Source organism: Promicromonospora noduliphila, assembly GCF_056951025.1.
Genome location: NZ_CM167806.1, coordinates 4,723,962 through 4,746,108, shown reverse-complemented (window position 1 = coordinate 4,746,108; position 22,147 = coordinate 4,723,962). Strand labels below are relative to the sequence as shown.

20 protein-coding genes are annotated in these 22,147 nt (G+C 73.1%); 8 read left to right on the top strand and 12 right to left on the bottom strand.

Going from position 1 to position 22,147, the window contains the following annotated elements; all coding sequences use genetic code 11:
- Positions 1-120: 120 nt before the first annotated feature.
- Positions 121-879 (bottom strand): YggS family pyridoxal phosphate-dependent enzyme, encoded by a 759-nt coding sequence (locus tag AC0QU1_RS20860; protein WP_483572117.1) that lies wholly within the window; start codon positions 877-879, stop codon positions 121-123.
- A 206-nt stretch (positions 880-1,085) separates the two neighbouring features.
- On the opposite strand from AC0QU1_RS20860, the gene AC0QU1_RS20855 reads away from it, so the two are divergent.
- A complete protein-coding gene (locus AC0QU1_RS20855) occupies positions 1,086-1,499 on the top strand; it encodes a YccF domain-containing protein (RefSeq protein WP_483572115.1) in 414 nt (137 codons plus the stop codon).
- A gap of 129 nt (positions 1,500-1,628) precedes the next feature.
- Here AC0QU1_RS20855 and ybaK read toward each other — a convergent pair whose 3' ends face one another.
- The gene (gene ybaK / locus AC0QU1_RS20850; RefSeq protein WP_483572113.1) at positions 1,629-2,135 is read right to left on the bottom strand and encodes a Cys-tRNA(Pro) deacylase; all 507 of its coding nucleotides are present in this window, start codon (positions 2,133-2,135) and stop codon (positions 1,629-1,631) included.
- A 153-nt stretch (positions 2,136-2,288) separates the two neighbouring features.
- On the opposite strand from ybaK, the gene AC0QU1_RS20845 reads away from it, so the two are divergent.
- Positions 2,289-3,044, top strand: a complete 756-nt coding sequence (locus tag AC0QU1_RS20845; RefSeq protein WP_483572111.1) for a TSUP family transporter — start codon at positions 2,289-2,291, stop codon at positions 3,042-3,044.
- A gap of 59 nt (positions 3,045-3,103) precedes the next feature.
- Here AC0QU1_RS20845 and AC0QU1_RS20840 read toward each other — a convergent pair whose 3' ends face one another.
- Both AC0QU1_RS20840 and AC0QU1_RS20835 read right to left on the bottom strand, forming a co-directional pair.
- Positions 3,104-5,863 carry a DEAD/DEAH box helicase gene (locus tag AC0QU1_RS20840; protein ID WP_483572109.1) on the bottom strand — a complete coding sequence of 920 codons (2,760 nt, stop codon included), beginning with the start codon at positions 5,861-5,863 and terminating at the stop codon, positions 3,104-3,106.
- A 188-nt stretch (positions 5,864-6,051) separates the two neighbouring features.
- On the bottom strand, positions 6,052-7,128 hold the full coding sequence (locus tag AC0QU1_RS20835) for an EamA family transporter (RefSeq protein ID WP_483572107.1): 1,077 nt from the start codon (positions 7,126-7,128) through the stop codon (positions 6,052-6,054).
- A gap of 39 nt (positions 7,129-7,167) precedes the next feature.
- Here AC0QU1_RS20835 and AC0QU1_RS20830 point away from each other — a divergent pair, with 39 nt between their 5' ends.
- On the top strand, positions 7,168-7,716 hold the full coding sequence (locus AC0QU1_RS20830) for a CGNR zinc finger domain-containing protein (protein ID WP_483572105.1): 549 nt from the start codon (positions 7,168-7,170) through the stop codon (positions 7,714-7,716).
- Here AC0QU1_RS20830 and AC0QU1_RS20825 read toward each other — a convergent pair.
- Positions 7,698-8,267, bottom strand: coding sequence for an AAA family ATPase (locus tag AC0QU1_RS20825; RefSeq protein WP_483572103.1), 570 nt, complete (start codon positions 8,265-8,267; stop codon positions 7,698-7,700). The two genes, AC0QU1_RS20830 and AC0QU1_RS20825, sit on opposite strands and share 19 nt — an antisense overlap.
- A 23-nt stretch (positions 8,268-8,290) precedes the next feature.
- Positions 8,291-9,082 carry a phosphotransferase gene (locus AC0QU1_RS20820; protein ID WP_483572101.1) on the bottom strand — a complete coding sequence of 264 codons (792 nt, stop codon included), beginning with the start codon at positions 9,080-9,082 and terminating at the stop codon, positions 8,291-8,293.
- Positions 9,083-9,318: 236 nt separating this feature from the next.
- On the opposite strand from AC0QU1_RS20820, the gene AC0QU1_RS20815 reads away from it, so the two are divergent.
- Positions 9,319-10,656: a DUF418 domain-containing protein gene (locus AC0QU1_RS20815; RefSeq protein ID WP_483572099.1), complete on the top strand. Its 1,338-nt coding sequence runs from the start codon at positions 9,319-9,321 to the stop codon at positions 10,654-10,656.
- Here the strand turns inward: AC0QU1_RS20815 and AC0QU1_RS20810 are convergent.
- From AC0QU1_RS20810 to AC0QU1_RS20795, 4 genes are all read right to left on the bottom strand, one after another.
- Positions 10,635-11,483, bottom strand: coding sequence for a phosphotransferase (locus AC0QU1_RS20810; protein WP_483572097.1), 849 nt, complete (start codon positions 11,481-11,483; stop codon positions 10,635-10,637). The two genes, AC0QU1_RS20815 and AC0QU1_RS20810, sit on opposite strands and share 22 nt — an antisense overlap.
- Positions 11,484-11,804: 321 nt before the next feature.
- Complete coding sequence (locus tag AC0QU1_RS20805) at positions 11,805-12,461, bottom strand: lytic polysaccharide monooxygenase auxiliary activity family 9 protein (protein ID WP_483572095.1); 657 nt, start codon at positions 12,459-12,461, stop codon at positions 11,805-11,807.
- Between the two features lie 293 nt (positions 12,462-12,754).
- Positions 12,755-13,390 carry a lytic polysaccharide monooxygenase auxiliary activity family 9 protein gene (locus AC0QU1_RS20800; RefSeq protein ID WP_483572093.1) on the bottom strand — a complete coding sequence of 212 codons (636 nt, stop codon included), beginning with the start codon at positions 13,388-13,390 and terminating at the stop codon, positions 12,755-12,757.
- 459 nt (positions 13,391-13,849) lie between these two features.
- Positions 13,850-14,761 carry a 3-methyladenine DNA glycosylase gene (locus tag AC0QU1_RS20795; RefSeq protein WP_483572091.1) on the bottom strand — a complete coding sequence of 304 codons (912 nt, stop codon included), beginning with the start codon at positions 14,759-14,761 and terminating at the stop codon, positions 13,850-13,852.
- Between the two features lie 76 nt (positions 14,762-14,837).
- Here AC0QU1_RS20795 and AC0QU1_RS20790 point away from each other — a divergent pair, with 76 nt between their 5' ends.
- Both AC0QU1_RS20790 and AC0QU1_RS20785 read left to right on the top strand, forming a co-directional pair.
- Positions 14,838-15,818 carry an aldo/keto reductase gene (locus AC0QU1_RS20790; RefSeq protein ID WP_483572089.1) on the top strand — a complete coding sequence of 327 codons (981 nt, stop codon included), beginning with the start codon at positions 14,838-14,840 and terminating at the stop codon, positions 15,816-15,818.
- A 44-nt stretch (positions 15,819-15,862) separates the two neighbouring features.
- On the top strand, positions 15,863-16,954 hold the full coding sequence (locus AC0QU1_RS20785) for a PhzF family phenazine biosynthesis protein (protein ID WP_483572087.1): 1,092 nt from the start codon (positions 15,863-15,865) through the stop codon (positions 16,952-16,954).
- Here AC0QU1_RS20785 and AC0QU1_RS20780 read toward each other — a convergent pair.
- Positions 16,939-18,381: a heparan-alpha-glucosaminide N-acetyltransferase domain-containing protein gene (locus AC0QU1_RS20780; protein WP_483572085.1), complete on the bottom strand. Its 1,443-nt coding sequence runs from the start codon at positions 18,379-18,381 to the stop codon at positions 16,939-16,941. The two genes, AC0QU1_RS20785 and AC0QU1_RS20780, sit on opposite strands and share 16 nt — an antisense overlap.
- A 146-nt stretch (positions 18,382-18,527) precedes the next feature.
- Between AC0QU1_RS20780 and AC0QU1_RS20775 the strand changes: the two genes are divergently transcribed.
- Positions 18,528-19,526 carry a class I SAM-dependent methyltransferase gene (locus AC0QU1_RS20775; protein WP_483572083.1) on the top strand — a complete coding sequence of 333 codons (999 nt, stop codon included), beginning with the start codon at positions 18,528-18,530 and terminating at the stop codon, positions 19,524-19,526.
- On the opposite strand, the gene AC0QU1_RS20770 is transcribed toward AC0QU1_RS20775, so the two are convergent.
- Entirely contained in the window at positions 19,498-21,108 is a 1,611-nt protein-coding gene (locus tag AC0QU1_RS20770; protein ID WP_483572081.1) for a serine hydrolase domain-containing protein, read from the bottom strand. The genes AC0QU1_RS20775 and AC0QU1_RS20770 overlap by 29 nt on opposite strands.
- Before the next feature lie 246 nt (positions 21,109-21,354).
- Between AC0QU1_RS20770 and AC0QU1_RS20765 the strand changes: the two genes are divergently transcribed.
- On the top strand, positions 21,355-22,134 hold the full coding sequence (locus AC0QU1_RS20765) for a fumarylacetoacetate hydrolase family protein (RefSeq protein ID WP_483572079.1): 780 nt from the start codon (positions 21,355-21,357) through the stop codon (positions 22,132-22,134).
- Positions 22,135-22,147 lie beyond the last annotated feature (13 nt).

Genomic DNA, 22,147 nt, shown 5'->3' with positions numbered 1-22,147 from the left:
CGAACTGCCGAACTCAACAGCGAACTGCCGAACTCAACAAGCGAACTGCCGAACTCAACAGCGAACTGCCGAACTCAACAAGCGAACTGCCGACCTCGACGAGGGTGGATGGGCCAGGCGTCAGGCGGCCTGGCGCGGGCCGAAGATTGCCGTGCCTATCCGGACGATCGTGGCGCCCTCTGCTATCGCCAGCTCCAGGTCGCCGGTCATGCCCATGGAGAGTTCCGTGGCCGACGCCGTCCCCGGCGCGCCGGAGGCGAGCACCTCGTCGCGGATCGCGCGCAGGCGGGCGAACCCGGCGCGGACCTCCGCGTCGTCGGACCGTGCGCCGATCGTCATGAAACCGGTCAGGCGCAGGCCCGGGAGGGCGCCGACGGCGGTGGCGAGCGCGCCGGCGTCGTCGGGCACCACACCGGACTTGCTCACCTCGCCCGAGACGTTGACCTGCACCATCACCTCCAGGGCGCGGTCGCCGGTGCGGCCGTCGCGGACGCAGCGGTCCGAGATCGCCCGGGCGAGGTCCGGCGAGTCGAGCGTCTCCAGGCCTGTGGCCGTGGCCAGCACCTGGTTGATCTTGTTCCGCTGCAGGTGCCCGATCATGTGCACCTGCAGCGCGCCGTCCGCCACCCGGTCCGCGACGGCTGGCGCCTTGGCGACGAGCTCCTGCACGCGGTTCTCGCCGATCAGGTCGACGCCTGCTTCCAGCGCCTCGAGTACCGCCTCCGGCGGCTGCGTCTTGGTCGCGACCAGGAGCCGCACCTCGCCCGGGTCGCGTCCGGCGGCGTCGGCGGCAGCGGCGATCCGGTCGCGGACGACGGCGAGGCGGTCGGCGATCGTACCGGGTCCGGGCTGAGCTGCGGGCTGAGGCAGGTCGGGCACGGGGCGAGTCTATGTGGGCGCGCCCTCCGGTCCCGGGGCGGTCCCGCGCGCCCGGGCCCGGACCGCCCGTCCGTGCCGGGTCCCGGCCAGTCCGGCAAACCGAGGTATGGCCCGTCCGGGTCGCGTGAACCGTCCTGGAGGTTCAGGGTCGGTTTCAGGGGGTTGCCCGGTTCCGCGCCCCGGTCGTCCTGCGGAAGGATGGAGCCATGAAGACGCTGCTGAACATCATCTGGGTCATCTTCGCCGGGTTCGGCCTGTGGGTCGGATACATGCTCGCGGGGATCATCTGCTGCCTGCTCATCGTGACCATCCCGTTCGGCATCGCCTCGTTCCGCATCGCGGGGTACGCCCTGTGGCCGTTCGGGCGTGAGGTCGTCGAGAGCCCGCGCTCTGGGGTGTTCGCCCTGATCGGCAACGTGATCTGGGTGATCGTCGCCGGCTGGTGGCTCGCGCTGGGGCACATCGTCACCGCGATCCCGCTCGTGATCTCGATCATCGGCATCCCGATGGCCTGGGCGAACCTGAAGCTGATCCCGGTCTCGCTCATGCCGCTCGGCAAGCAGATCGTGCCGAGCGACGCCCTGCTGCCGACCTACCGCAAGCAGGGCGCCGCGGCCTGATCCCCGGGCGCAGGCCGACGGCGTCGGTCTGGCGCGGCCAACAGCCGAGCGCCAGGGCCCGGCCTTTGGACGGCTGCGCCCGGCCTTTGGACGGCGGCGTCCGGCCCCTGGGCGTCGCCCGGTTCCGGCTCAGTCCCGGGCGATCGGCGCCGTCGTCCCGCCCGTCATCGTCAGCAGGTCGGCCGGCGCGAGGCCGATGTCCAGCCCGCGCCGGCCCCCCGACACGTAGACGACGTCGTACGCCTCCGCGGACTCGTCCAGCACCGTCGTGTGCCGCGTCTTCTGCCCCAGCGGCGAGATGCCGCCCACCACGTACCCGGTGGCGCGCTCGGCCGCCGCGGGCTCGGCCATCGCGGCCTTCTTGCCGCCCGCGGCCCGAGCCAGGGCCTTGAGGTCCAGCTTGCGGTCCACGGGCACGATGCCGACCACGAGCTTCCCGTCGACGTCGGCGAGCAGCGTCTTGAACACCTGCGGCGCCTCGACGCCGATCGCCGCTGCGGCCTCCAGGCCGTAGCCGAGGTCGCTCGACGGGTCGTGCTCGTACGGGTGCAGGGTGTGCGGCACCTCGGACTTCTCCAGCGCGACGACGGCGGGCGTCCCGTGGCTGGCGCGGGCGGACTTCGAGTTCTTGGCCACGACGTGATTGTGCCCGATGCCGGGCCCCGCGACCTCGCGTAATTCACCGGTGCCCACTCGCGCGACCGCCGTCGTCCGGCCGAGCGATTGCCCGACCAATCTCCCGCAATCCCGGGGAACCCGGTCGGAAACTACGCGGTTAGCGTAGGGAGCGTGCTCGCCCTCCTGATCCTCGCCATCCTCGTCGGGGGCTCCCTGCAGCGCGTGGCGGGCATGGGCTTCGGGCTCGTCGCCGGGCCGTTCATCGTGCTCCTCATCGGGCCGGTCGAGGGCGTCCTCCTCGTCAATCTCGCGGGCGCAGTGATGGCGCTGCTCGTGCTCGGCCGGACGATCCGCGGCGTCGACTGGCGCCGCTACGGCTGGCTGGCGACCGCCTCGGTCACGGTCAGCGTCCCGGCGGCTCTGCTCCTCCGGGACGCGAGCGCGGCGGTCCTGGAGATCGGCGTGGGCGCCGTCGTCGTGGGCGCCATGACGCTCGCCCTGGTGACGTCGCGCCTGCGCGGGGCGGAGCGGCCCTTCGCGCCCGAGGCGCGGCTGCCGCTCCTCGTCACGGGTGCCGCCGCCGGGTTCGGCAGCGTCGCGGCAGGCATCGGGGGCCCGCCCATCGCCGTCTACTCGGTGCTGGACCGGTGGGACCCGCGCGCGTTCGCCGCCACCGCGCAGCCCATCTTCATGACCAACGCGATCGCCGCGATGACGGCCAAGCTCCTGGTCGCCGACGCCGCGTTCCCGGACCTCGCCGGCTGGGAGTGGGCCGCGGTCGGCGTCGCGCTGGTGGTGTCCGTCGGGCTGGGCGAGCTGCTCGTCGGGCGGATCTCGGCGAGCGCCACGCGCAGGGTGCTCGTGGCGCTCGCCTACGTGGGCGGGTTCGCGACCCTGGGCCGCGGCCTCTTAGGCCTGGCCGGCTGATCTCCTGGGCGGTCAGCGCCGACTGGCAGGTCGGCCGGGACATACGCTGCCCCGCGCGGTCAGAGCTGGCCGACGTCGAGCACGGTCAGGACGACCTCGCCCGCCTCGTCGCTGGCGGCCAGGTCTACCCGCGCGGTGATGGCCCAGTCATGGTTGCGGTCGGCGTCGTCGAGCACCTGCCGGACCCACCAGGTTCCGGGCTCGACGCGGACGTGGTCCCCTCCGGCGCCGGCCGGCAGCTCCGCTCCCGGCTCCAGGATCGTCAGCAGCGCGGAAGAGCGCGCCTCCGGGCCGATGCCGACGGCGTCGTCGCCCTGCTCCTCGAACAGCGGGTCCAGGGCGTCGGCCCAGGCATCGGCGTCCCAGCCGGGGTCCAGCGCGGCCAGTGCCTCGTAGGCCTCGCGCGCGACCAGCTCGACGCGCCGGAACGTCGCGTTGCGGACCAGCCGCCGGAACGCGCGCGGGTTGCCGGTGACCGGGCGAGCCGGCGCCTCGGCCCCGGCGTCGGCCAGCTCGCCGTCGGTCACCAGGTCGGCATCGTCGTCCACGGGGTTGGCCAGGCGCTCCCACTCGTCGAGCAGCGACGAGTCCACGCCGCGCACGAGCTCGCCGAGCCACTCGATGATCTCCTGCACCTCCTCGGTGCGGTGCTCGTCGGGGACCACCTGGCGCACCGCACGGTAGGCGTCGGCGAGGTAGCGCAGCACCACGCCCTCGGTGCGCTCCAGCCCGTACACGCTCACGATCTCGGCGAACGTCATGGCCTTCTCGACCATGTCGCGCACCACGGACTTGGGGGAGAGCTCGGCGTCGGCCACCCACGGGTTGGTGCGGCGGTAGGTCTGGAAGGCGGGCTCCAGGAGGTCCGCGAGCGGCCGGGGCCACGTGACCTCCTCCAGCAGCTCCATGCGCTCGTCGTACTCGATCCCCTCGGCCTTCATCGCGGCCACCGCCTCGCCGCGGGCCTTGTTCTGCTGGCCCATGAGCACCTGGCGGGGGTCGTCGAGGGTCGCCTCGATCACGGAGACGACGTCGAGGGCGTGCGTCGGGCTCTCGACGTCGAGCAGGTCCATGGCTGCGAGGGCGAACGGCGAGAGCGGCTGGTTCAGCGCGAAGTCGCGCGGGAGGTCCACCGTGAGGCGGGCCGACGGGCGGGTCCCGCCGTCCGCGGCCGGCACCCGGACCCGCTCGACCACGCCCGCGAGCCGCAGCGAGCGGTAGATGCGGAACGCCTGCCGCACGTGCTCGGCCTGCTGCGACTCCGTGTCGTGGTTGGCCGTGAGGAGGTGGCGCATGGCGTCGACGGGGTCGGTGGCCGCTCCGCCACCCGGCGCGCCGTGGCCGCCCGGTCGCACCGCGGCCCGGGCCAGCACGTTGAGCACCATCGCGTGGTTCACCCGGAACTGCGAGACCAGCGGCTCGGGGTCGGCGTCGCGCAGGCGCTCGAAGGTGGCGTCGGTCCAGTTCACGCTGCCCGACGGCGCCTTCTTGCGCACGATCTTCTTGAGCTTCTTGGGGTCGTCGCCCGCCTTGGCGAGCAGACGCCGGTTCTCGATGACGTGCTCGGGCGCCATGACCAGCACCTCGCCCACGGTGTCGTACCCGGCGCGGCCCGCGCGTCCCGCGATCTGGTGGAACTCGCGCGCGCTGAGGTGGCGCATGCGCTCGCCGTCGAACTTCACGAGGCTGGTCAGGAGCACCGTGCGGATCGGCACGTTGATGCCGACGCCCAGGGTGTCGGTGCCGCACACGACCTTGAGCAGGCCCTTCTGCGTGAGGCGCTCCACGAGGCGGCGATACTTCGGCAGCATGCCCGCGTGGTGCACGCCCACGCCGTGCCGCAGGAACTTGCTGAGGATCTTGCCGAACCCGGTGCCGAACCGGAAGGCGCCCATCTCCGCTGCGATGGCCTCCTTCTCGGACTTGCTCGCCACGTTCATCGACAGCAGCGACTGCGCGCGCTCGACGGCGTCCTTCTGCGTGAAGTGCACCACGTAGACCGGGGCGCGGTGCGTGGTGACGAGCTCCTGGACGACCTCGGTGAGCGGCTCGACCACGTAGGAGAACGTGAGCGGCACCGGCCGCTCGGCGCCCGCGACCTCCGCGACGGTCCGGCCGGTGCGCTCCTCCAGGTCCTCGCGCAGCCGGGTCGTGTCGCCGAGCGTCGCGCTCATCAGGATGAACTGGGTGTCCTTGAGCTCCAGCAGTGGCACCTGCCAGGCCCAGCCGCGCTGCGGGTCGCCGTAGTAGTGGAACTCGTCCATGACGACCTGCGCGATGGCGTCGTCGTCGCCGGCGACGCCCGTGTCCGGCGCGGCGTCGCCGCGGCGCAGCGCGAGGTTCGCGAGGATCTCGGCGGTGCAGCAGATGATCGGGGCGTCCGGGTTGACGGCGGAGTCGCCGGTCATCATGCCGACGTTCTTCGAGCCGAACGCCGCCACCAGGTCGAAGAACTTCTCGCTGACCAGCGCCTTCAGGGGCGCGGTGTAGTAGGTGCGGCCGCCCCGGCCCGACCGGTGGGCGGCGAGCGCGGCGAACTGGGCGCCCATGGCGACCATCGACTTCCCCGAGCCGGTCGGCGTCGCGAGGATCACGTGGGAGCCCGTCATGACCTCGAGGAGGGCCTCCTCCTGGTGCGGGTAGAGCGCGCGCCCACCGGCGGACGCCCACTCGCCGAAGCTCTCGAACAGGACGTCCGGGTCGGGATCCTTGCCCGTGGGAGCGGGCAGGTACGGGATCAGGGTCCCGGCGGGCTTCGGGGTGCCCGGCTGGCTGGTCGAGGAAAAGGTGGTCGCGGTGGTCGAGGTGGGCGCCGTCATGGTCCGCCCATTCTTGCAGGCGGGTGAAGCGTGCTCTTCGGCGGTGGTCTTCGATGCGCCCGGCGTTCGCTAGTCCCGGGTAAACAAGTGCTCCGCCGGGTTATGTTGCTGTGAGTTGCCAATGTCTACTCACAGCAACATAACCCGCCCGCGGAACGTTCTCCCCGGACCCATCGCGGCCCGCCAGCTCACCCTGCCGATTCTCCGCTCGCCGGCTGGTTACCCGTGCGCTTCTCGCCGGCTTGGACCGCTATGACGCCGGCGAGGATCAGGGCGCCGCCGACGAGCTGGATCGTCCGGGGCAGCTCGCCGAGCAGCAGCCAGGCGAAACCGATCGCCGAGACGACCTCGAACAGCCCGAAGAAGGACGACAGCCGGGGGCCCAGCAGGCGTCCGGCGGCGATCCCCGCGACGTAGGCGAGCGCCGCGGTGACGATGCCGAGGCCGAGCATCGGCAGCCACCACGGCACCTCGGTACCCGCGTAGACCGGCGCGGCGGTGCTCCACTCCAGCGGCATGAGCCCGGTCGCGCCCAGCAGGCCGAGCGCCAGTGAGGCCGTCGTCAGGCCGCCGGCGGCCAGGGCGAGCGGGTGCAGGCCCGTGTCGGCGTTCGCGTTGATGACGAAGTAGGTGGCGGCGCCGAGCATCGCGACAAGGGCCCAGGCGACCCCCACCGGGTCCATGGCCGTGGCGCCGGGGGCGCCGGAGACCAGGTCCAGGACGAGCACCAGCCCGACGGCGGCGAGCAGCGCGCCGGCGATGGTCGCGAGCGTCGGCCGCTGGCCGTGCCGCAGCCAGAACCAGAGCACCACGGCCGCGGGGGCCGTGTACTCGATGAGCAGGGCCGGGCCGATGGGCATGAGCTGCACGGCGGAGAAGTAGGCGAACTGGCAGCCCGCTACCGCCACCGCACCGTAGACGGCGATGAGCCCGAGGTTGCGGCGCACCGGACGCCAGTCGCCGCGCAGCGACACGACGCCGAGCGGCAGCACCACGAGGGCCGCGATCGCGACGCGGACCAGCACCATCGCGCCCGGGCTCCAGCCGGTGTCGAGCAGCCCGCTGGCGAACACCCCGGAGAGGCTGAACGCCGCGGCGGAGACGACGGCGAACACGATGCCGGCGGTGAGGCGGCGTGCGGGGGACGGCTGGACGACGTCGAGCCTCGTGCGACCGAGGCCTGCCCGGCTGGATACTGCGCGGCCGAGCCCTGGCGCACCAGGTTCACCGGCGCCCGGCGTCGTGTCAGGGGTCACAGAGCTCATGGGTCCTGACGCTACGGGCGACGGGAGTAATGTGTCAACGTGGTTTTCACTCATGACACCGAGGAGGCGCTCCAGGCCGCCGTCGCGCTGGTGAACGCCGCCGACCCGCCCGTCACGATCGTGACCGTGGCGGACCTCGACGAGTTCTTCGTCGGGCAGGGCTACACAGGGCGGCACGACCGGACCGAGGCCGAGCTCAAGGAGGTGCTGGCGCTCCAGCCGCGCCTGCACGAGCTGCTCACCGCCGACCGGGACACGGCGGTCGGCCTGGTGAACGAGATGCTCGCGACGGCGAACGCCGTGCCACAGCTCGTGCGGCACCCGCCGTCCGACTGGCACATCCACGCCGTGCCGGCGGACGCACCGCTGGCCACCCGAATCCTGGTCGAGACCGCGATGGCGATGATCGACGTCATCCGCGAGGACGAGCTCTCCCGGCTCGCCGTCTGCGCCGACAGCGACTGCGAGGGGATCGTCCTGGACCTGTCCCGCAACCGCTCGCGCCGCTTCTGCTCCACGACGTGCAGCAACCGCAACGCCCAGGCGGCGCACCGGGCCCGGCGCGCGGATCAGGCCGCGACGGTGTAGCGGGCCCGGCCCGACGCCAGGGCCGCGACGATCGCGTCGGCGACCCCGGCGACGTCGTCGGGCAGCTCGGTCAGCACGACGCCGGGCGGGCCGGCTGGGTTGTCCGGGCCGGGCGACGTCGCTCGGACGAAGTCCCCGTGCATGTGGCGGGCCGCGTCCAGATCCTTGAAGCCGTGGCCGGTGCGCGTCGCGACCCGGTGCAGGCAGGTCTCCACCGGTGGCAGCAGGACGACGTAGTCGATCACGTCGATCCCGGTCAGGGCGGCGAACGTGGGCAGGAACCACGGGCCGATCACGCCGTCGTACACGACGGTCATGCCGCCGGCGGCGAAGGCGCCCGCCGCGGACGCCGCCGCCCGCACCGTCGTGTCGTTCTGGCCATGTGACTCGGGTAGCCACGGCGGGATGGACCCGCGGCGCAGGAACGCGAAGAAGGCGTCGCCCTCCACGAGGACACTCGGCTCCCAGCGGTCGGCGAGTGCCTCGGACACCGTGGACTTGCCGGATCCGGGCGGCCCCGTCACGACCACGAGCTGCGGTGCGGTGCTCATCGGGCGCGACTCGTCCGGAGCGTTCATCCGAGGTCCCACAGCAGGCGGTAGTAGGCGACCCGCTCGGGGTCCTCCTCGATCCCGTACGCCTCGTAGACCAGGTGGTCGTACCCGGGGCCGTAGTTCCAGCCCAGGCTGTAGGTCGCGACGGCGAGGTCGGCCCAGCGGTCGGCGACGCCGAGCCCGCCGAGGTCCACGTGGGCGACCCAGGCGCCGTCGTCGGCCAGGAGCGTGTTGGGCGCGCACGCGTCGCCGTGGCAGACGACGAGCCGGTCGTGGTCGGGCGCGTCGGCCAGGCGGGCGCGGGCCTCGACGGACCAGCCGTCGGCCGCGTGGCCGCGCGCGGCGCGGTCCTCCGCGACGGCGATCCGGTTCTCGATGCTCCAGGTCCACGGGCACTCGTCGACCGGCAGGGCGTCGTGCAGCGCCCGGAGCCCGGCCCCGATAGCGCGGGCGGCGGTCTCGGGCTGTGCCAGCCAGCGCGGGTCGACGGCGGAGCGGGCCTCGATCGCGGCCGTGACCAGCCAGTCCTCGGTCTCGTTGGTGCCGGCGTCCAGCACCTGCGGTACCGGGGTGTACGGCGCGGCCCACCGCATCCGCGCGGCCTCGTCGACGAGGTCGATCCACTCGGTCAGGGCGCGGTCCGTGCGGGGCGACCACTTGATGAAGTACGGGTCCGGCCGCGTCTTCTCGTGCGGGTCGACGCGGAACGTGAGGCCGCCCAGCTCGTTGCTCCAGGCCGGCGTGATCAGGCCGTCGCCGGCGAGCTCGCGCACGACGTCGGGCACGGTGACCGCGTCGGTGGGGATCGTCATCGGCTCAGAGTGGCAGACGGGTCGCCTGACTGCGAGGTGATTTCCGCGGCGTGATTCCGGTGTCGGTGCCGGCGGGGAGGTCGCGGCCCGGCTCCCTTCGGGCAGATTCCTGGGGACCGGGCCTTCTTCGGGCAGGGCCCTGGAGACCGGGCCTCCTCCGAACGATGTACAGGCACCCGCACGAGATCGCCCGGATGACCGACGCCGCGGCGCGCCGGCCACGACAGGGTCGGACCATGCCTGCCAACACCTCAGCGCCCACCGACAACCCGGCGCCCGCGAACGTCCCGGCGCATGCCGACACGCCGGAGCCTGCCGACACCTCAGCGAGTACCTCCCCGCCCGCCACCGGCCCGACCACCCCGACGGCCCCGACGGGCCGGATCGCCGCACTCGACATCCTGCGCGGCATCGCGATCCTCGGCACGCTCGCCAGCAACATCTGGCTGTTCACCACACCGGGCGGTCCCGCCGGGTGGATCTCCCAGGGTTTCGCGGCCGCCGATCCGGCCGAGACGGTGCTACGGGCGCTGTCCAACGGCAAGTTCCTCGCGCTGCTCACCCTGCTGTTCGGCGTCGGCCTCGAGCTGCAGTACCGGTCCATGGTCCGGCGCGGGCTGCCGTGGCCCGGCCGGTACGCGCTGCGGGCGGGCATCCTCTTCGTCGAGGGCCTCCTGCACTACGTGCTGGTCTTCGAGTTCGACGTGCTGATGGGGTACGCGATCGCCTCCCTGATCGCCGCCTACCTGATCGGGCGGAGCGACCGGGTGGTGCGTGCGTGGGCCGGCGTGATCGCGACGCTCTACGTGCTGGGGATCGCATGGCTCACCGCGCTGCTGGTCGCGACGTCGGAGGCGACGAGCGGGGCGGGCGCGGCCACCGGGGCAGGGGCGACCGCGTCGACGGCGAGCTGGCTCGACCAGGTGCTGGCGCGGCTCACCAACGCGGGGCTGTTCCGGATCGAGCTGCTCGTGATCGTGCCGTCCGCCACCGTGCTGTTCGTCGTCGGTTCGCGGCTCGTGCGCGCCGGGATGTTCACCATGACGGCGGACGGGGCGCGGCTGCGCCGTCGGCTCGCGTGGATCGGGCTGGGCGCCGGCCTCCCGCTGAACGCGCTGACAACCTGGGCCGGGCCGAGCTGGGCGCTGGCCGACCGGTACCTGGTCCCGCCGCTGGTCGCGCTCGGCATCCTCGCACTGGGCACGACGCTGGTCGCCCGGGGGCAGGCTCGTGCGCACGCGCGTGCCGAGGCGCCGGCCGGTTCGGAGGCCCGGATCAGTGCGGGGTTCGGGTCAGCGCGTCCGGGCCTGCCTCGCCCGGGCCTGCTACGCCGGGGCGTCGAGGCCGTCGGGCGGACGGCGCTGTCGTGCTACGTGCTGCAGAACGTGCTCGCCTCGGTGCTCTGCTACGACTGGGGCTTCGGCCTGTCGGGCGGCGGCGTGTGGCAGGCCATCGCGATCTGGGCGGGCGTCTCGCTGACCCTCATGGTGGCGGCGCCGCTGTGGCTGCGCCGGTGGCCGCGCGGGCCGATCGAGCTGCTGATGCACCGCGTCTACGACGCCCGCCGCAGGTGACGACGGGCGCGCACCGCCTCCTCGGCGTCCCACAGGGCGCGGTAGTACGCGGTGCGCTCGGGGTCGGGTGCCACGCCGTACGCGGCGAGTACCAGCGGCTCCAGGCCCGGACCGTAGCGGCGGGTGACGCTGCGCGTGGTCACCGCGATGTCGGACCAGCGGTCGCCCACGCCCAGGTCGCCGACGTCGACGTGGGCCGCGAACCGGCCGACGTGGTCGAGGAGGGTGTTCGGCACCGTCGCGTCGCCGTGGCACACGACGAGCCGGTCGACCGGCGGCGGGCTCCCGAGGGCGGCGTCGATCGCTGCGCGCTCCGCCAGGGACAGCGGCGCCGTCGGACTGGTCGTCAGGGCAGCGACGCGCATCCAGGCCGTGCGGACGAACGGGCAGGTGTCCGTGGGGAGCGCGTCGTGGAAGCGGCGCAGCCCCACGCCGATAGCGATCGCCGAGCGTTCGGCCAGGGAGCGCCAGCGGGGTTCGATGGCCGACGTCGCGGCCGCGCCGTAGACCTCGACCGCTGCGGTGAGCAGCCAGGAGCCGTAGGGGTCCTGTCCGACGTCGAGCACGCGGGGGAGCTGGGCGAACGAGCCGGCCCAGATCAGTCGGTCGGCCTCGGCGAACGGGTCCGGGCAGGCGGCGGCGTCGGGAACCCACTTGAGGTACGAGCTCGCCGCCCAGCGGCTCTCGAGCCGGACCGTCAGACCGCCGTACTCGTTGCGCCACACCGGGACGACCGTCGCCCCGGGCCGCAGCCGCGCGGCCAGGGTGTGTACGACGGGCGGTACTTCGACGGGCGTCGGTCTGATGCCGACGAGCGCGCTCGACACGGCACCATCCTCCCATAGAGCGGGTGAAAAAGTGCGTCCGATTCGAGGCGCCGGCGGGCACTGGGCAACACGCCGGCCGGGGCGCGGTCGAGGGCATGGACCGGTGCGGTCTGCGTGGACCGGTGCGGTCCCCTTCGAGACCGAGGCTTCTTCGCTTTGCGGCCGCTCAAGGCGAAGAAACCTCGGTCTCGAAGAGGGTTGGCCCGGTGGATGCGGCCTGAGGGACGGCGACCGTCCCGGAACGGCGGCCGGGCCGGGGTGGCGACCGGGACGGCGGCCGGGCCGGGACCGGCGACGGGGCCCGGCCCGGGCGGGATGGGGTCAGACGGCGCTCAGGGCGGACGGCGCGCCGAGGACGGCGAGGATGCTGAGCGGCCGCGCCTGCGCGCCGGCCTGCGGGTTCGCCTTCGTGTCCGACGACGACGCCGAGCCGGTCACCGTGACGTCGACGCACTGGTAGAAGGCGTTGACGGTGTCAGCGATGTTCCAGCGGGCGAAGATGGTGTGGTCGCCGGCGGGCAGGCCGGTCAGGGTGTGCTCGACGGTAGCGCCGGGCTGGGCGCCGCCGTCGTCCACGGTCTTGAAGAGCTGGCCGTCCACGAAGTACTCCCACGTCGATGTGGAGTGCCGGGCGGTGATCTGCCAGCGGAACGTGGTGTCCCCGCCGATGGTGGTGCGCGGCCAGGGGAGCGAGTCGTCGTCGACCACGGTGAACCCGCCGCCGCCCGAGCACTCCATGGAGCCCTTCGGCGCCTCGACGCTCTGCGGCTCGTACTGGAGCCCGCCGCAGTCGAAGCTGACGGTGCCCTTGGCGCAGTGGTCGGCGCGGCTGGGCGGGTTGGTGATCCAGCCGTGGGCCTGGGCCTGCGGCAGGAGCGCGCTCGGGGCGGCGACGAGGAAGGCCGCCGCGAGGGCGATGGTCGCAAGGGCGGAGAGCAGGAGTCGGGACTGCGGGGTGGTGCTGCGTGCACGATTCACGATGTTGCCTTCCGTTGTGCGGGCGGTGGTTGTGCGGGCGGTTGGCCGCGCGGTGCGGACGCGGCCCGGGGTGTGGGCCGGCCGTGCGCGGGTGAAATTTGCTGTTGGCCATCGAACCTAGGAAATGTTCGCTTTGCTGACAATGAGGGTGAATTCGTACGCGGTTCCCCGTATTTCATGCCGCCGCCCTGGGCGTTGGGTGCCTGTGGAACGCACGAGACGGCCGGTGCCCGACGTTGGACACCGGCCGTCTCGTGGTGCGTGTGCTGCCGTGGTTGCTCAGCGGCAGCCCCTCACAGGTGGGTCGCCAGCAGGCGTCCTCCCGTGAAGTGCTGCTCGGCGTCGACCGCGGTGGTGCCGGCACCTGCGCCGGCACTGCCGCTCCTGACGTTCACATCCATGCAGGCGTAGAACGCCATGGCGGTGTCGTAGATGTTCCACCGGGCGAGGATCGTGTGGTTGCCGCTCGGCAGGCCCTCGAGCGTGTGGGTGACGGTCGGGGGCGGTGTGGCGCCGTTGTCGTTCACCGTCTTGAACAGCCGGCCGTCCACGAAGTACTCCCAGCTCGTGGTGCGGTGGAACGCCGTCAGCGTCCACTGGAAGGTGTGCGTGCTGTTGATGGTCGTGCGTGGCCACGCGAGCGAGTTGTCGTCGAGCGTGACGAAGCGGCTGCCGCCCGAGCAGAGCATGGACCCCTTCGGGGCCTCCACGCTCTGCGGCTCCCACTCGACGCCGTTGCAGGTCCAGCTCACGGTCCGCTTGGCGCAGTGGTCCTGTCGGCTCGGCGGCGACACGACCCAGCCGTGGGCCTCGGCCCTCGGCGTCAGGGCGTTGGGTGTGGCTACCAACGCCGTCAAGGCCAGGGCCAGGACGGCGACGACGCCGAGCGCGACTCTGACGACGGGCTTGTGCAGTGCGCTGACTCTCATGGGGCTCACCTCGTGATGTGAAGTCGGAAGTTCCTGGGGTACTCCTGTGCTTGGGATGCGGCTGTGCTGGGTGCGACGTGCCGTCTTCGACGCTAGAAAAGGTGAAGTCTCTACGACAAGTAGGGCAAATACGTAGGGGGACGGCGGGGTGGGCGGGGTCCTGTCCCCGCTTCGGGCGAGCCGAAGGTTGAGCGTGTCCCGACCTGGTCGAGCGGAAGCGTGTCGGCGGCCGAACCGAGACTTACCCGTGTCGGTTCCCGCCGAGCCGAGACTTACCAGTCTCGGCCCTGGCCGAACCGAGACTTACGTGTGTCGATTCCCGTCGAACCGAAGGTTCCACGTCGATCGGGCGGCCGGAACACACGTACCTTGCGGCTCGACGTGATCGGTGACCATCAGGTTGCGGGTCGGCGGGCGGAGTCGGCTCGGCAGGGGTGGCCTGGCAGGGTGTCAGTCCAGTCAGTTCAGGAAGGCGTCGCAGACCTTGATCAGGCGCTCGCGGAGGTTCTCGGACCGCTTCGCGAAGTCGCGCTGCCGCCGCACGTACTCCGCCTTGCCCTGCGGTGTCTCGATCTCGACGGCGGCGACGCCGTACTCGGAGACGTCGTACGGGGAGGCAGCCATGTCGGTCCAGCGGATGTCGCGGGCCAGCTCGAACGCGTCGAGCAGCAGGTCGCCGGGAACAGCGGGGCCGAGCTTGAGGCACCACTTGTAGAGGTCCATGTTCGCGTGCAGGCAGCCCGGCTGCTCCATGCGGACCTGCGCGGCACGGGTGGGCCGGAGCTGGTTGCGGCCCGTCGCCTCCGGCGTGAAGAACCGGAACGCGTCGAAGTGCGAGCAGCGCACGGGGTTCGCCTCGACGACGGCGTCGGTGCCCGCGTGCCCGAGGCGCAGCGGCAGCGGGTGCCGCTGGTCGCGGCCCGCCTCCCGGTCGCGGTAGACCATCGCCCACTCGTGCAGTCCGAAGCAGCCGAACGTCCCCGGGCGTGACGCCGTCACCGACAGCAGCTCGCGCACGTACCGGACCGTGTCGCCGCGGTCCGCGAGGAACGACTCGACGTCGAGCGTGACGGCCGTGCGGGCGCCGTCGGCGGTGATGGTCCGGTGCCACCGCCAGGTGGTGCGATCGTCCGGGTCGGAGGGCAGCGCGAGGGTGACGCCCGCGCCCGGGTGCCAGCGGCGCAGGTGGGCGATCCGGGTGGGGTAGTAGGTGAAGAGGAAGTCCTCGATCGCGTGCTTGCGGCCCGCGGCGTGGGCCTCGCGCCAGACGGCGGTGAGGGCGTCCGCGCGCTCGGTGTGGGCTGCCGCGACGGGCAGCCACTCGTCGGGGAGCAGCGGTTGCGCGATCAGCTCGCCGAGGACTGTGCTCACCGATCCAGGGTACGGCCGAGGTAGCGGCCCGGAGACGACGCAGCGGATCCACCCGACGCCGTCGTAGGCTGCGAGGGTGTCCGACCTCCCTCTGCGCCGCCTCGGCCGTTCCGGCCTGTCCGTTCCCGTCGTCGGCCTGGGGTGCAACAACCTCGGCCGGGCCGGTACCGCCACCGAGTCCGCGGAGGGTGCGCGGGCGGTGGTCGACGCCGCCGTCGACGCGGGCGTGACCTTCTTCGACACCGCCGACACGTACGGCCTGCGCCCCGGTCTGTCCGAGGAGCTGCTCGGCGCCGCGCTCAAGGGCCGCCGGGACGACGTGCTGATCGCCACCAAGTTCGGCGGCGACATGGGCGGTGCGAACGGCGCCGACTTCGGGGCGCGCGGCTCGCGCCGGTACATCGTGCGGGCGGCGGAGGCGTCGCTGCGGCGGCTCGGCACGGACTGGATCGACCTCTACCAGCTCCACGTGCCCGACCCGGCGACCCCGGTCGAGGAGACGCTCTCCGCCCTCGACGACCTGGTCAGGTCCGGGAAGGTCCGCTACGTGGGCCACTCGAACCTCAAGGGCTGGCAGGTGGCGGACGCCGAGCACGTGGCCAGGTCGCTCGGGTCGGGCGGCGGGGCGACGGGCACCCGGTTCGTCTCCGCGCAGAACAAGTACTCGCTGCTGGCCCGCGGCCTGGAGCGCGAGGTGCTACCCGCCGCGAAGGCGTTCGGGATCGGCGTGCTGCCGTACCACCCCCTGGAGAACGGCCTGCTCACCGGCAAGTACGCGGGCGGCGCCCGGCCCGGCGGCACCCGCCTCGTGACCACCAAGCCGCACCTCCTGGAGACCGCGCCGTGGGAGGCTCTGGACCGGTTCGGCGCGTTCTGCCGCGAGCGCGACGTCCCCGAGACGACCGTCGCGTTCTCGTGGCTCCTCACGCGGCCCGAGGTGTCGTCGGTGATCGCGGGCGCCACCCGGCCCGAGCAGGTCCGCGCCAACGCGACGGCCTGGTCGTGGGCGCCGACGGCGGACGACCTCGCCGAGCTGGACGAGATCTTCCCGGCCTGACGCGGGTCGCCGAGCCCGGTCCGTGCGGCGGTACCGTGAGCGGCATGTGCCTCCCGTTCCGCCAGGTCAACGTCTTCTCCGCGGCCCCGATGAGCGGCAACCCCGTCGCCGTAGTCCACGAGGCCGACGGCCTCACCGACGACCAGATGGCCGCCTTCGCCCGATGGACCAACCTCTCGGAGACCACGTTCCTGCTGTCCCCGACGGCGGCCGGACGGGACGGCGGCGCGGACTACCGCGTGCGGATCTGGACCCCGGGCGGCGAGCTGCCGTTCGCCGGGCACCCGACGCTCGGCACGGCGCACGCCTGGCTGGAGGCCGGCGGCGAGCCGGGCGGGCAGGGCGTGGTCCAGGAGTGCGGGGTCGGCCTCGTGCGCCTGCGGCGGAGCGCCGTCGAGCAGGGTGCCATCGACGGCGGCACCACCGACCGTGCCGGCATCGATGGCCGCGACGCCCCCGCCGCCGGGCAGCGCCTCGCGTTCGCTGCGCCGCCCCTGAGGCGTTCGGGCCCTGTCGACGACGCCGACCTCGCGCGGATCGCCCGGGCGCTCCGCATCGAGGTGTCCGACGTCGTCCGCTCGGCCTGGGTCGACAACGGCCCCGGCTGGGTGGCGGTGCAGCTCCGCGACGCGGAGGCGGTGCTCGCGCTGGAGCCGGACTACGCGGCGATGAGCGGCCTGGACCTCGGCGTGATCGGTGAGTACGGGGCCGGTTCGGGCGGGGCCGGTTCGGGCGGGGCCGGTTCGGGCGGTGTCGGTTCGGGCGGTGTCGGTTCGAACACTGCCGCTGCGCGTGCCGCCGGGGTGAGCGCCGCCGCCGTCAACGCGCCCGCGGCGAACGCGCCCGGTGCGAGCGGCGCGAAGGTGAGCGGTGCCGGTGCGAGGACCGGCGCGCCCGCCGTCGAGGTGCGCGCCTTCGTGCCGTCCGGCGGCGTGGGCGAGGACCCCGTGACCGGCAGCCTCAACGCCGGCCTTGGCCAGTGGCTCGCGGGGGAGGTGCTCCCGTCGTCGTACATCGCGTCGCAGGGCACGGCGCTCGGCCGCGCCGGCCGCGTGTACATCGACAAGCTGCCCGACGGCGAGGTGTGGGTGGGCGGCGACACCGTCACGACGATCGTCGGTCAGGTCGAGCTCTGAGCTGATCCCTGGGTTGAGCTCTGCGTCGGGCTCCCCGTTGGGCGCTGGGTCGAGCCCCGCGGGAACGCCTTCCGGGCGATCCACGCGAACAGCCGCTCCAGCGGGCCGCGGCCCAGCAGGGCCCGCCACAGCGTGGCCGCGGCCAGGGTGATGAGCACCATCCAGCCGAGCGGCTCGTTGGTCGGGGGGTCGAGGAGGTCCCAGTAGGTGCGGGTCCACCACCAGATGACGACGATCTGCAGGGAGTACACGGTCAGCGCCAGCGCGCCGACGGCGGCCAGCGGCGTCACGAGCGCCAGCCCGACCCACCGCACGACCCGCGTGAGCGCTCCGGCCGGGCCGCGGCCGCCGTCACGAACGGCCGCGCCGTCGCGAACCCCCGCGCCGTCGCGAACCGCCGCGCCGTCGCGAACGGCGGCGCTGTCACCGACAGCCTCGTCTCCGCCGCGAACATCCCCGTCCCCACCAGCGGGGCCGACGCCGCGCCCCGCACCACCGCGCCCCGCACCGCCGAGACCAGCGGCCAGTCCCGAACCCACGAGCAGGCACAGCCCGATCACGCCGAGCGCGAACCCGCCGGAGCCGATGGCCTCGAACATCGTGTCGTCGTGCGGGCCCTCCAGGTAGAGGCCCGCGAGTGGCGGCCAGGGGTCGGACCAGGTGGGTGGCGTCGCGAGGTTCTCGTAGGAGGTCACGGCGACCTGTCCCTCGATGGCGAGCCGGCCTCCGGCGTCGGCGATGAGGGAGGACGCGGCGATCGAGCTCAGGGCCGCCGCCCCGAACCCGCCCGCGACCAGGCTCAGGTGCAGCCCGGGCGACCGCAGGTCGCAGCGGCCCACCGCGAGCCCGGCGAGCACGTACGCCATCCAGACCAGCGCGGGGTAGTGGCCGGTGAGGAGAAAGTCGGTGGCCGCGCCGGAGCCGTCGTGCGGCAGCCGCAGCCCCGCCCGGGCCAGCGCCTCTGGCCCGTAGTACACGAGGAGCGGCCCGACCACCGCGATGCCCACGGCGATCGCTGCCAGCCGCGCCGGCGGCAGGCGCAGGAACAGCAGGGCCAGCACGAAGTACGCGGCGTAGAAGCCGAGGATGAGCAGCACACGCGTGCCGAGCAGGTCGAGCAGGGCGACCAGCGCCAGCAGCAGGACGGCGCGCAGGAGGATCCGGGCGCGCGCCGTGCGCATCGCGTCGCCCTTCAGCGGGACGGCGCCGCCGGTGACCAGCGCGAGGGACAGCCCGGCGACCGTCGCGAACAGGATCGACGAGCGTCCGTGCGCCAGGCTCAGCCAGCCCTCGAGCGTGCCGACGTCGGCCGAGGTGACGCCGACATGCGCCGTGAACATGCCGAGCACGGCGATGCCGCGGGCGATATCGGCGCCGAGAACGCGGCCCGGGCCGCCGAACAGGTTGTCGCGCACGAGCGAGGGCATGCGCGCATCCTTCCGCGTCGCGGACGACGGCGCGCGCGAGCCACGCCGTCGGGAGGCAGCGAACCGGGGCTGCCGGGCCGTCCGGCGCCGTCCGAGGGATGAGAACGCAGATGTGCGGCGCCCCGCGACGCACATACAGTGCGGCCATGACCGGCAGCGCCAACGAGTACGACATGGCCCGCAGGGACGTGACCCGTCCCGACGCGGCCCACGACAGGAGCAAGCCCGCTGGGACCGACCCGATCGACGCGGTCGACGCCCCGAGCGGCCCGTCGAGCCTGAGCGGCCAGGACAACCACGACCTGAACACCCCGGGCGCGGTGAAGGACCTGACCAAGGAGTCTGAGTCGTACACGCACGGGCACCACGAGTCAGTGCTGCGCTCGCACCGGCGTCGGACGGCGGCGAACTCCGCCGCGTTCCTGCTGCCGCACCTGCTCTCCGACATGACGCTGCTCGACGTCGGCTGCGGGCCGGGCACCGTCACCGTCGACCTGGCCGAGCGGCTGACGCAGGGCAGCGTCGTCGGCGTGGACGCCTCCGACGAGGTCCTGGAGTCCGCCCGCGGCCTCGCCGACGCGCACGGCACGAAGAACATCACGTTCGAGCACGCCAACGCCTACGAGCTGCCCTTCGAGGACGGCTCGTTCGACGTCGTCTTCGCGCACCAGCTCCTGCAGCACCTGTCGGACCCGGTCGCCGCCCTGCGCGAGATGAAGCGGGTCGCCAAGCCCGGCGGCTTCGTCGCGGTGCGCGACGCCGACTACGAGGCCATGGCCTGGTACCCGGAGTCCCCGGAGCTCACCGAGTGGAACATGCTGTACCACGAGGTCACGCACGCCTACGGCTTCGAGCCCGACGCCGGACGGCGCCTCGCGTCCTGGGTGCGCGATGCCGGGTTCGACCCCGCGACCATCGAGCCCGGCGCGAGCGTCTGGTGCTACGCGACCCCCGACGACCGCACCTGGTGGGGCGGCCTGTGGGCCGAGCGCTGCACCCAGTCCAACTTCGCGGTGCAGGCCAAGGACTCGGCGCTCGCCGACGACGTGGCCCTCGAACAGCTCGCCCAGGGCTGGCGCGAGTGGGCGGCCGCGCCGGACGGCTGGTTCGCCGTGCTCAACGGCGAGGTGCTGGCGCGGGCGTGACCCCGGCGCCGTCGGGCGGCGTGGTGACCTGTTGCGGGGCGCCGAGCCGCGCGGTCCTCAGTCGCAGGAGCCGGGCGGTGAGCCCGGTGCCCGCGGCCACGAAGATCGCCAGGCCGAGCAGCACGACCGCCGGGTAGAGCCACAGCACGACCCGGTATGCCGCGACGGGCTCCGTGAGGCCTATGAGCGTGGCCCCGAGCCACGGCAGCGCCAGGCCGAGCAGGGTGAGCAGCGCCAGCGGGAGCAGGCGCAGCGTGATCCCGGCCCGCGACGTCGTGGCCCGGCGAGCTGCCCAGCGGCGGGCGCGCCCGACGACCAGGGCCCCGGCCACCAGGACCAGCGCGGCGATGCCGACCACCACGGCGTTGAACGGGTCGAACGGGTTCGTGGTGCCCCGGGGTGTGCCGCCGTCCACCGCCACGATCGCGTCGTGCGTCAGAGACATCGGGTCCCCGGCTGCGTTGGCGAGCACGACGGCGCCGGTGCCCGTCTCCGGGGAGAACTCGATGCCGGACGCGAACGTCGCGAGCGTGCCGCCGTGCCCGACGAGCGGCGCGTCGCCGCCGTCGGCCGTGGTGCCGTGCCAGCCGTAGCCGTATCCGGCCGGGTCCGCGGGCACCTCGTGGAACGCGCGGAAGGTCTCGGGACGCAGCAGCCGCTCGCCGTCCGGCGTCGTGCCCTCCCCGACCTGGAACCGCAGCCAGGCCGCCATGTCGTGCGCGGTGGACACGATGCCGCCGCTGCCCGTGCACGCCTGCGGCAGCTCCGGTACGGCGACCCGCACCGGGCCCAGGACCGAGAAGCCCCGGGCGAGGCCGGGCGTGGCCACCTCGCACCGGTTCGTGACAAGGGTGTCGTCCATGCCGAGTGGGGCGAGGACCTGGTCGGTCAGGTACTCGCCGAAGCCGACGCCCGCCGTGTGCTCGACGACGCGGGCCAGCACGTCGTAGCCCGCGTTGCTGTACAGGGTGACGGTCCCGGGGTCGCTCGCGAGCTCCTCGCCGGACAGCCGGGCGACGGTCTGGGCGGGACCGCCCGCCGGGTCGGCGGAGTACTCCAGGTTGGTCGCCGCCAGGCCCGACCGGTGGGTGAGCAGGTGCTCCACCGTGATGTCGCGGTAGCGCTCGTCGGCCATCCGCAGCTCCGGCAGCAGGTCGGCGACCGAGTCGTCGAGGTCGAGCCGGCCGGCATCGACCTGCTGCAGCACCGCCAGGGCCGTGAACGCCTTGGTCATCGAGCCGATGCGCATCGGCGTGTCCTCGTCGACCGGCGTTCCGTCGCCGGTCACGCCGTGCACCCGCACGCGGACGTCGTCGCCGGCGAGCGTCACCAGGGCCACGCCGGGGGTCCGGTGCACCCGGACGTACTCGTCCAGGGAGCTGTCGACGGCGCGGTCGCTCGCCTCGTCGGCCGAGGCGGTCAGGGCGTCGGCGCGGTCGGTGGTCGCGGCCGTGGCTGCCGCCGCCCCCGGCACGGTCGCCCTCGCCACCGGTGCCGTCGCCGCGAGCACCGCTACCGCCGCGGTCAGGAGTGCTGCCGGCACGGCCGCCCGGTGCCGCGCCCTGGTCCGATCGATCCCCATCACGAGCCCCTCGTCAGTGCCCTGCCCGCACGGCCGGGCATCTCGTCCGACACGCTAAGGAGGGACGCACCACCGACACATCGGGGATGACCTGGGCCGCACCCCTGATCCACCCCTGACTGTCGCACCGTGACCCGCGAGATCTGGTGTTCACGCCGAGATCTGGTGGCGCTCGACCAGATCTCGGCGCGGACACCAGATCTCGACGGCACGAGGGTTGCCGTCGTGGCGGCTTACCCTGAGGCCGTGCGTATCGCGAGATTCACCACCGGAGACGACCCCCGCTTCGCCCTCGTGCAGCAGGAGGGCGGCAAGACCTTCCTCGCCGTCCTGGGCGGCGACCCCCTGTACATGCCGGCCATGCCGACCGGCGAGCGCATCGAGCTGGGCGACGGCGTCCGGCTGCTCGCCCCGGTGATCCCGCGCTCCAAGGTGGTGTGCGTGGGCCGCAACTACGTCGACCACGCCAAGGAGCTGGGCAACGACGTCCCGTCCACCCCGCTGCTGTTCTTCAAGCCGAACACGGCGGTGGTCGGCCCGGACGACCCGATCGTGCTTCCGGACTTCACGCAGGAGGTCTCGTACGAGGCCGAGCTGGCCGTCGTCATCTCCAAGGTGTGCAAGGACGTCACGCCGGAGAACGCGCCGTCGTACATCCTCGGCTACACCGTGGCGAACGACGTCACCGCGCGCGACGCCCAGCGGACCGACGGGCAGTGGGCGCGCGCCAAGGGCTTCGACACCTCGTGCCCGCTGGGCCCGTGGATCGACACGGACGTCAACCCGGAGGACGTCGGCGTGCGCTCGCGCGTCAACGGCGAGCCGCGCCAGGACGGCCGCACCAGGGACATGGTGTTCGACGTGCCGTTCCTCGTGTCGTACATCTCCGAGGCCATGACCCTGCTGCCCGGCGACGTGATCCTCACCGGGACGCCCGCCGGCGTCGGCAAGATCGACCACGGCGACCGCGTCGAGTGCGAGGTCGAGGGGCTCGGCGTGCTGGCCAACCCGGTGCTGCGGCGCTGAGGAGCTGCGACGG

Bases quoted from the DNA above. Each gene is read 5' to 3' on its own strand.
- AC0QU1_RS20840 (WP_483572109.1), bottom strand. From the start codon at position 5,863: ATGACGGCGCCCACCTCGACCACCGCGACCACCTTTTCCTCGACCAGC.
- AC0QU1_RS20775 (WP_483572083.1), top strand. From the start codon at position 18,528: ATGACCGGCAGCGCCAACGAGTACGACATGGCCCGCAGGGACGTGACC.
- AC0QU1_RS20780 (WP_483572085.1), bottom strand. From the start codon at position 18,381: ATGCCCTCGCTCGTGCGCGACAACCTGTTCGGCGGCCCGGGCCGCGTT.
- AC0QU1_RS20825 (WP_483572103.1), bottom strand. From the start codon at position 8,267: ATGAGCACCGCACCGCAGCTCGTGGTCGTGACGGGGCCGCCCGGATCC.
- AC0QU1_RS20800 (WP_483572093.1), bottom strand. From the start codon at position 13,390: ATGAGAGTCAGCGCACTGCACAAGCCCGTCGTCAGAGTCGCGCTCGGC.
- AC0QU1_RS20855 (WP_483572115.1), top strand. From the start codon at position 1,086: ATGAAGACGCTGCTGAACATCATCTGGGTCATCTTCGCCGGGTTCGGC.
- AC0QU1_RS20770 (WP_483572081.1), bottom strand. From the start codon at position 21,108: ATGGGGATCGATCGGACCAGGGCGCGGCACCGGGCGGCCGTGCCGGCA.
- AC0QU1_RS20815 (WP_483572099.1), top strand. From the start codon at position 9,319: ATGCCTGCCAACACCTCAGCGCCCACCGACAACCCGGCGCCCGCGAAC.
- AC0QU1_RS20785 (WP_483572087.1), top strand. From the start codon at position 15,863: ATGTGCCTCCCGTTCCGCCAGGTCAACGTCTTCTCCGCGGCCCCGATG.
- AC0QU1_RS20820 (WP_483572101.1), bottom strand. From the start codon at position 9,082: ATGACGATCCCCACCGACGCGGTCACCGTGCCCGACGTCGTGCGCGAG.
- AC0QU1_RS20835 (WP_483572107.1), bottom strand. From the start codon at position 7,128: ATGAGCTCTGTGACCCCTGACACGACGCCGGGCGCCGGTGAACCTGGT.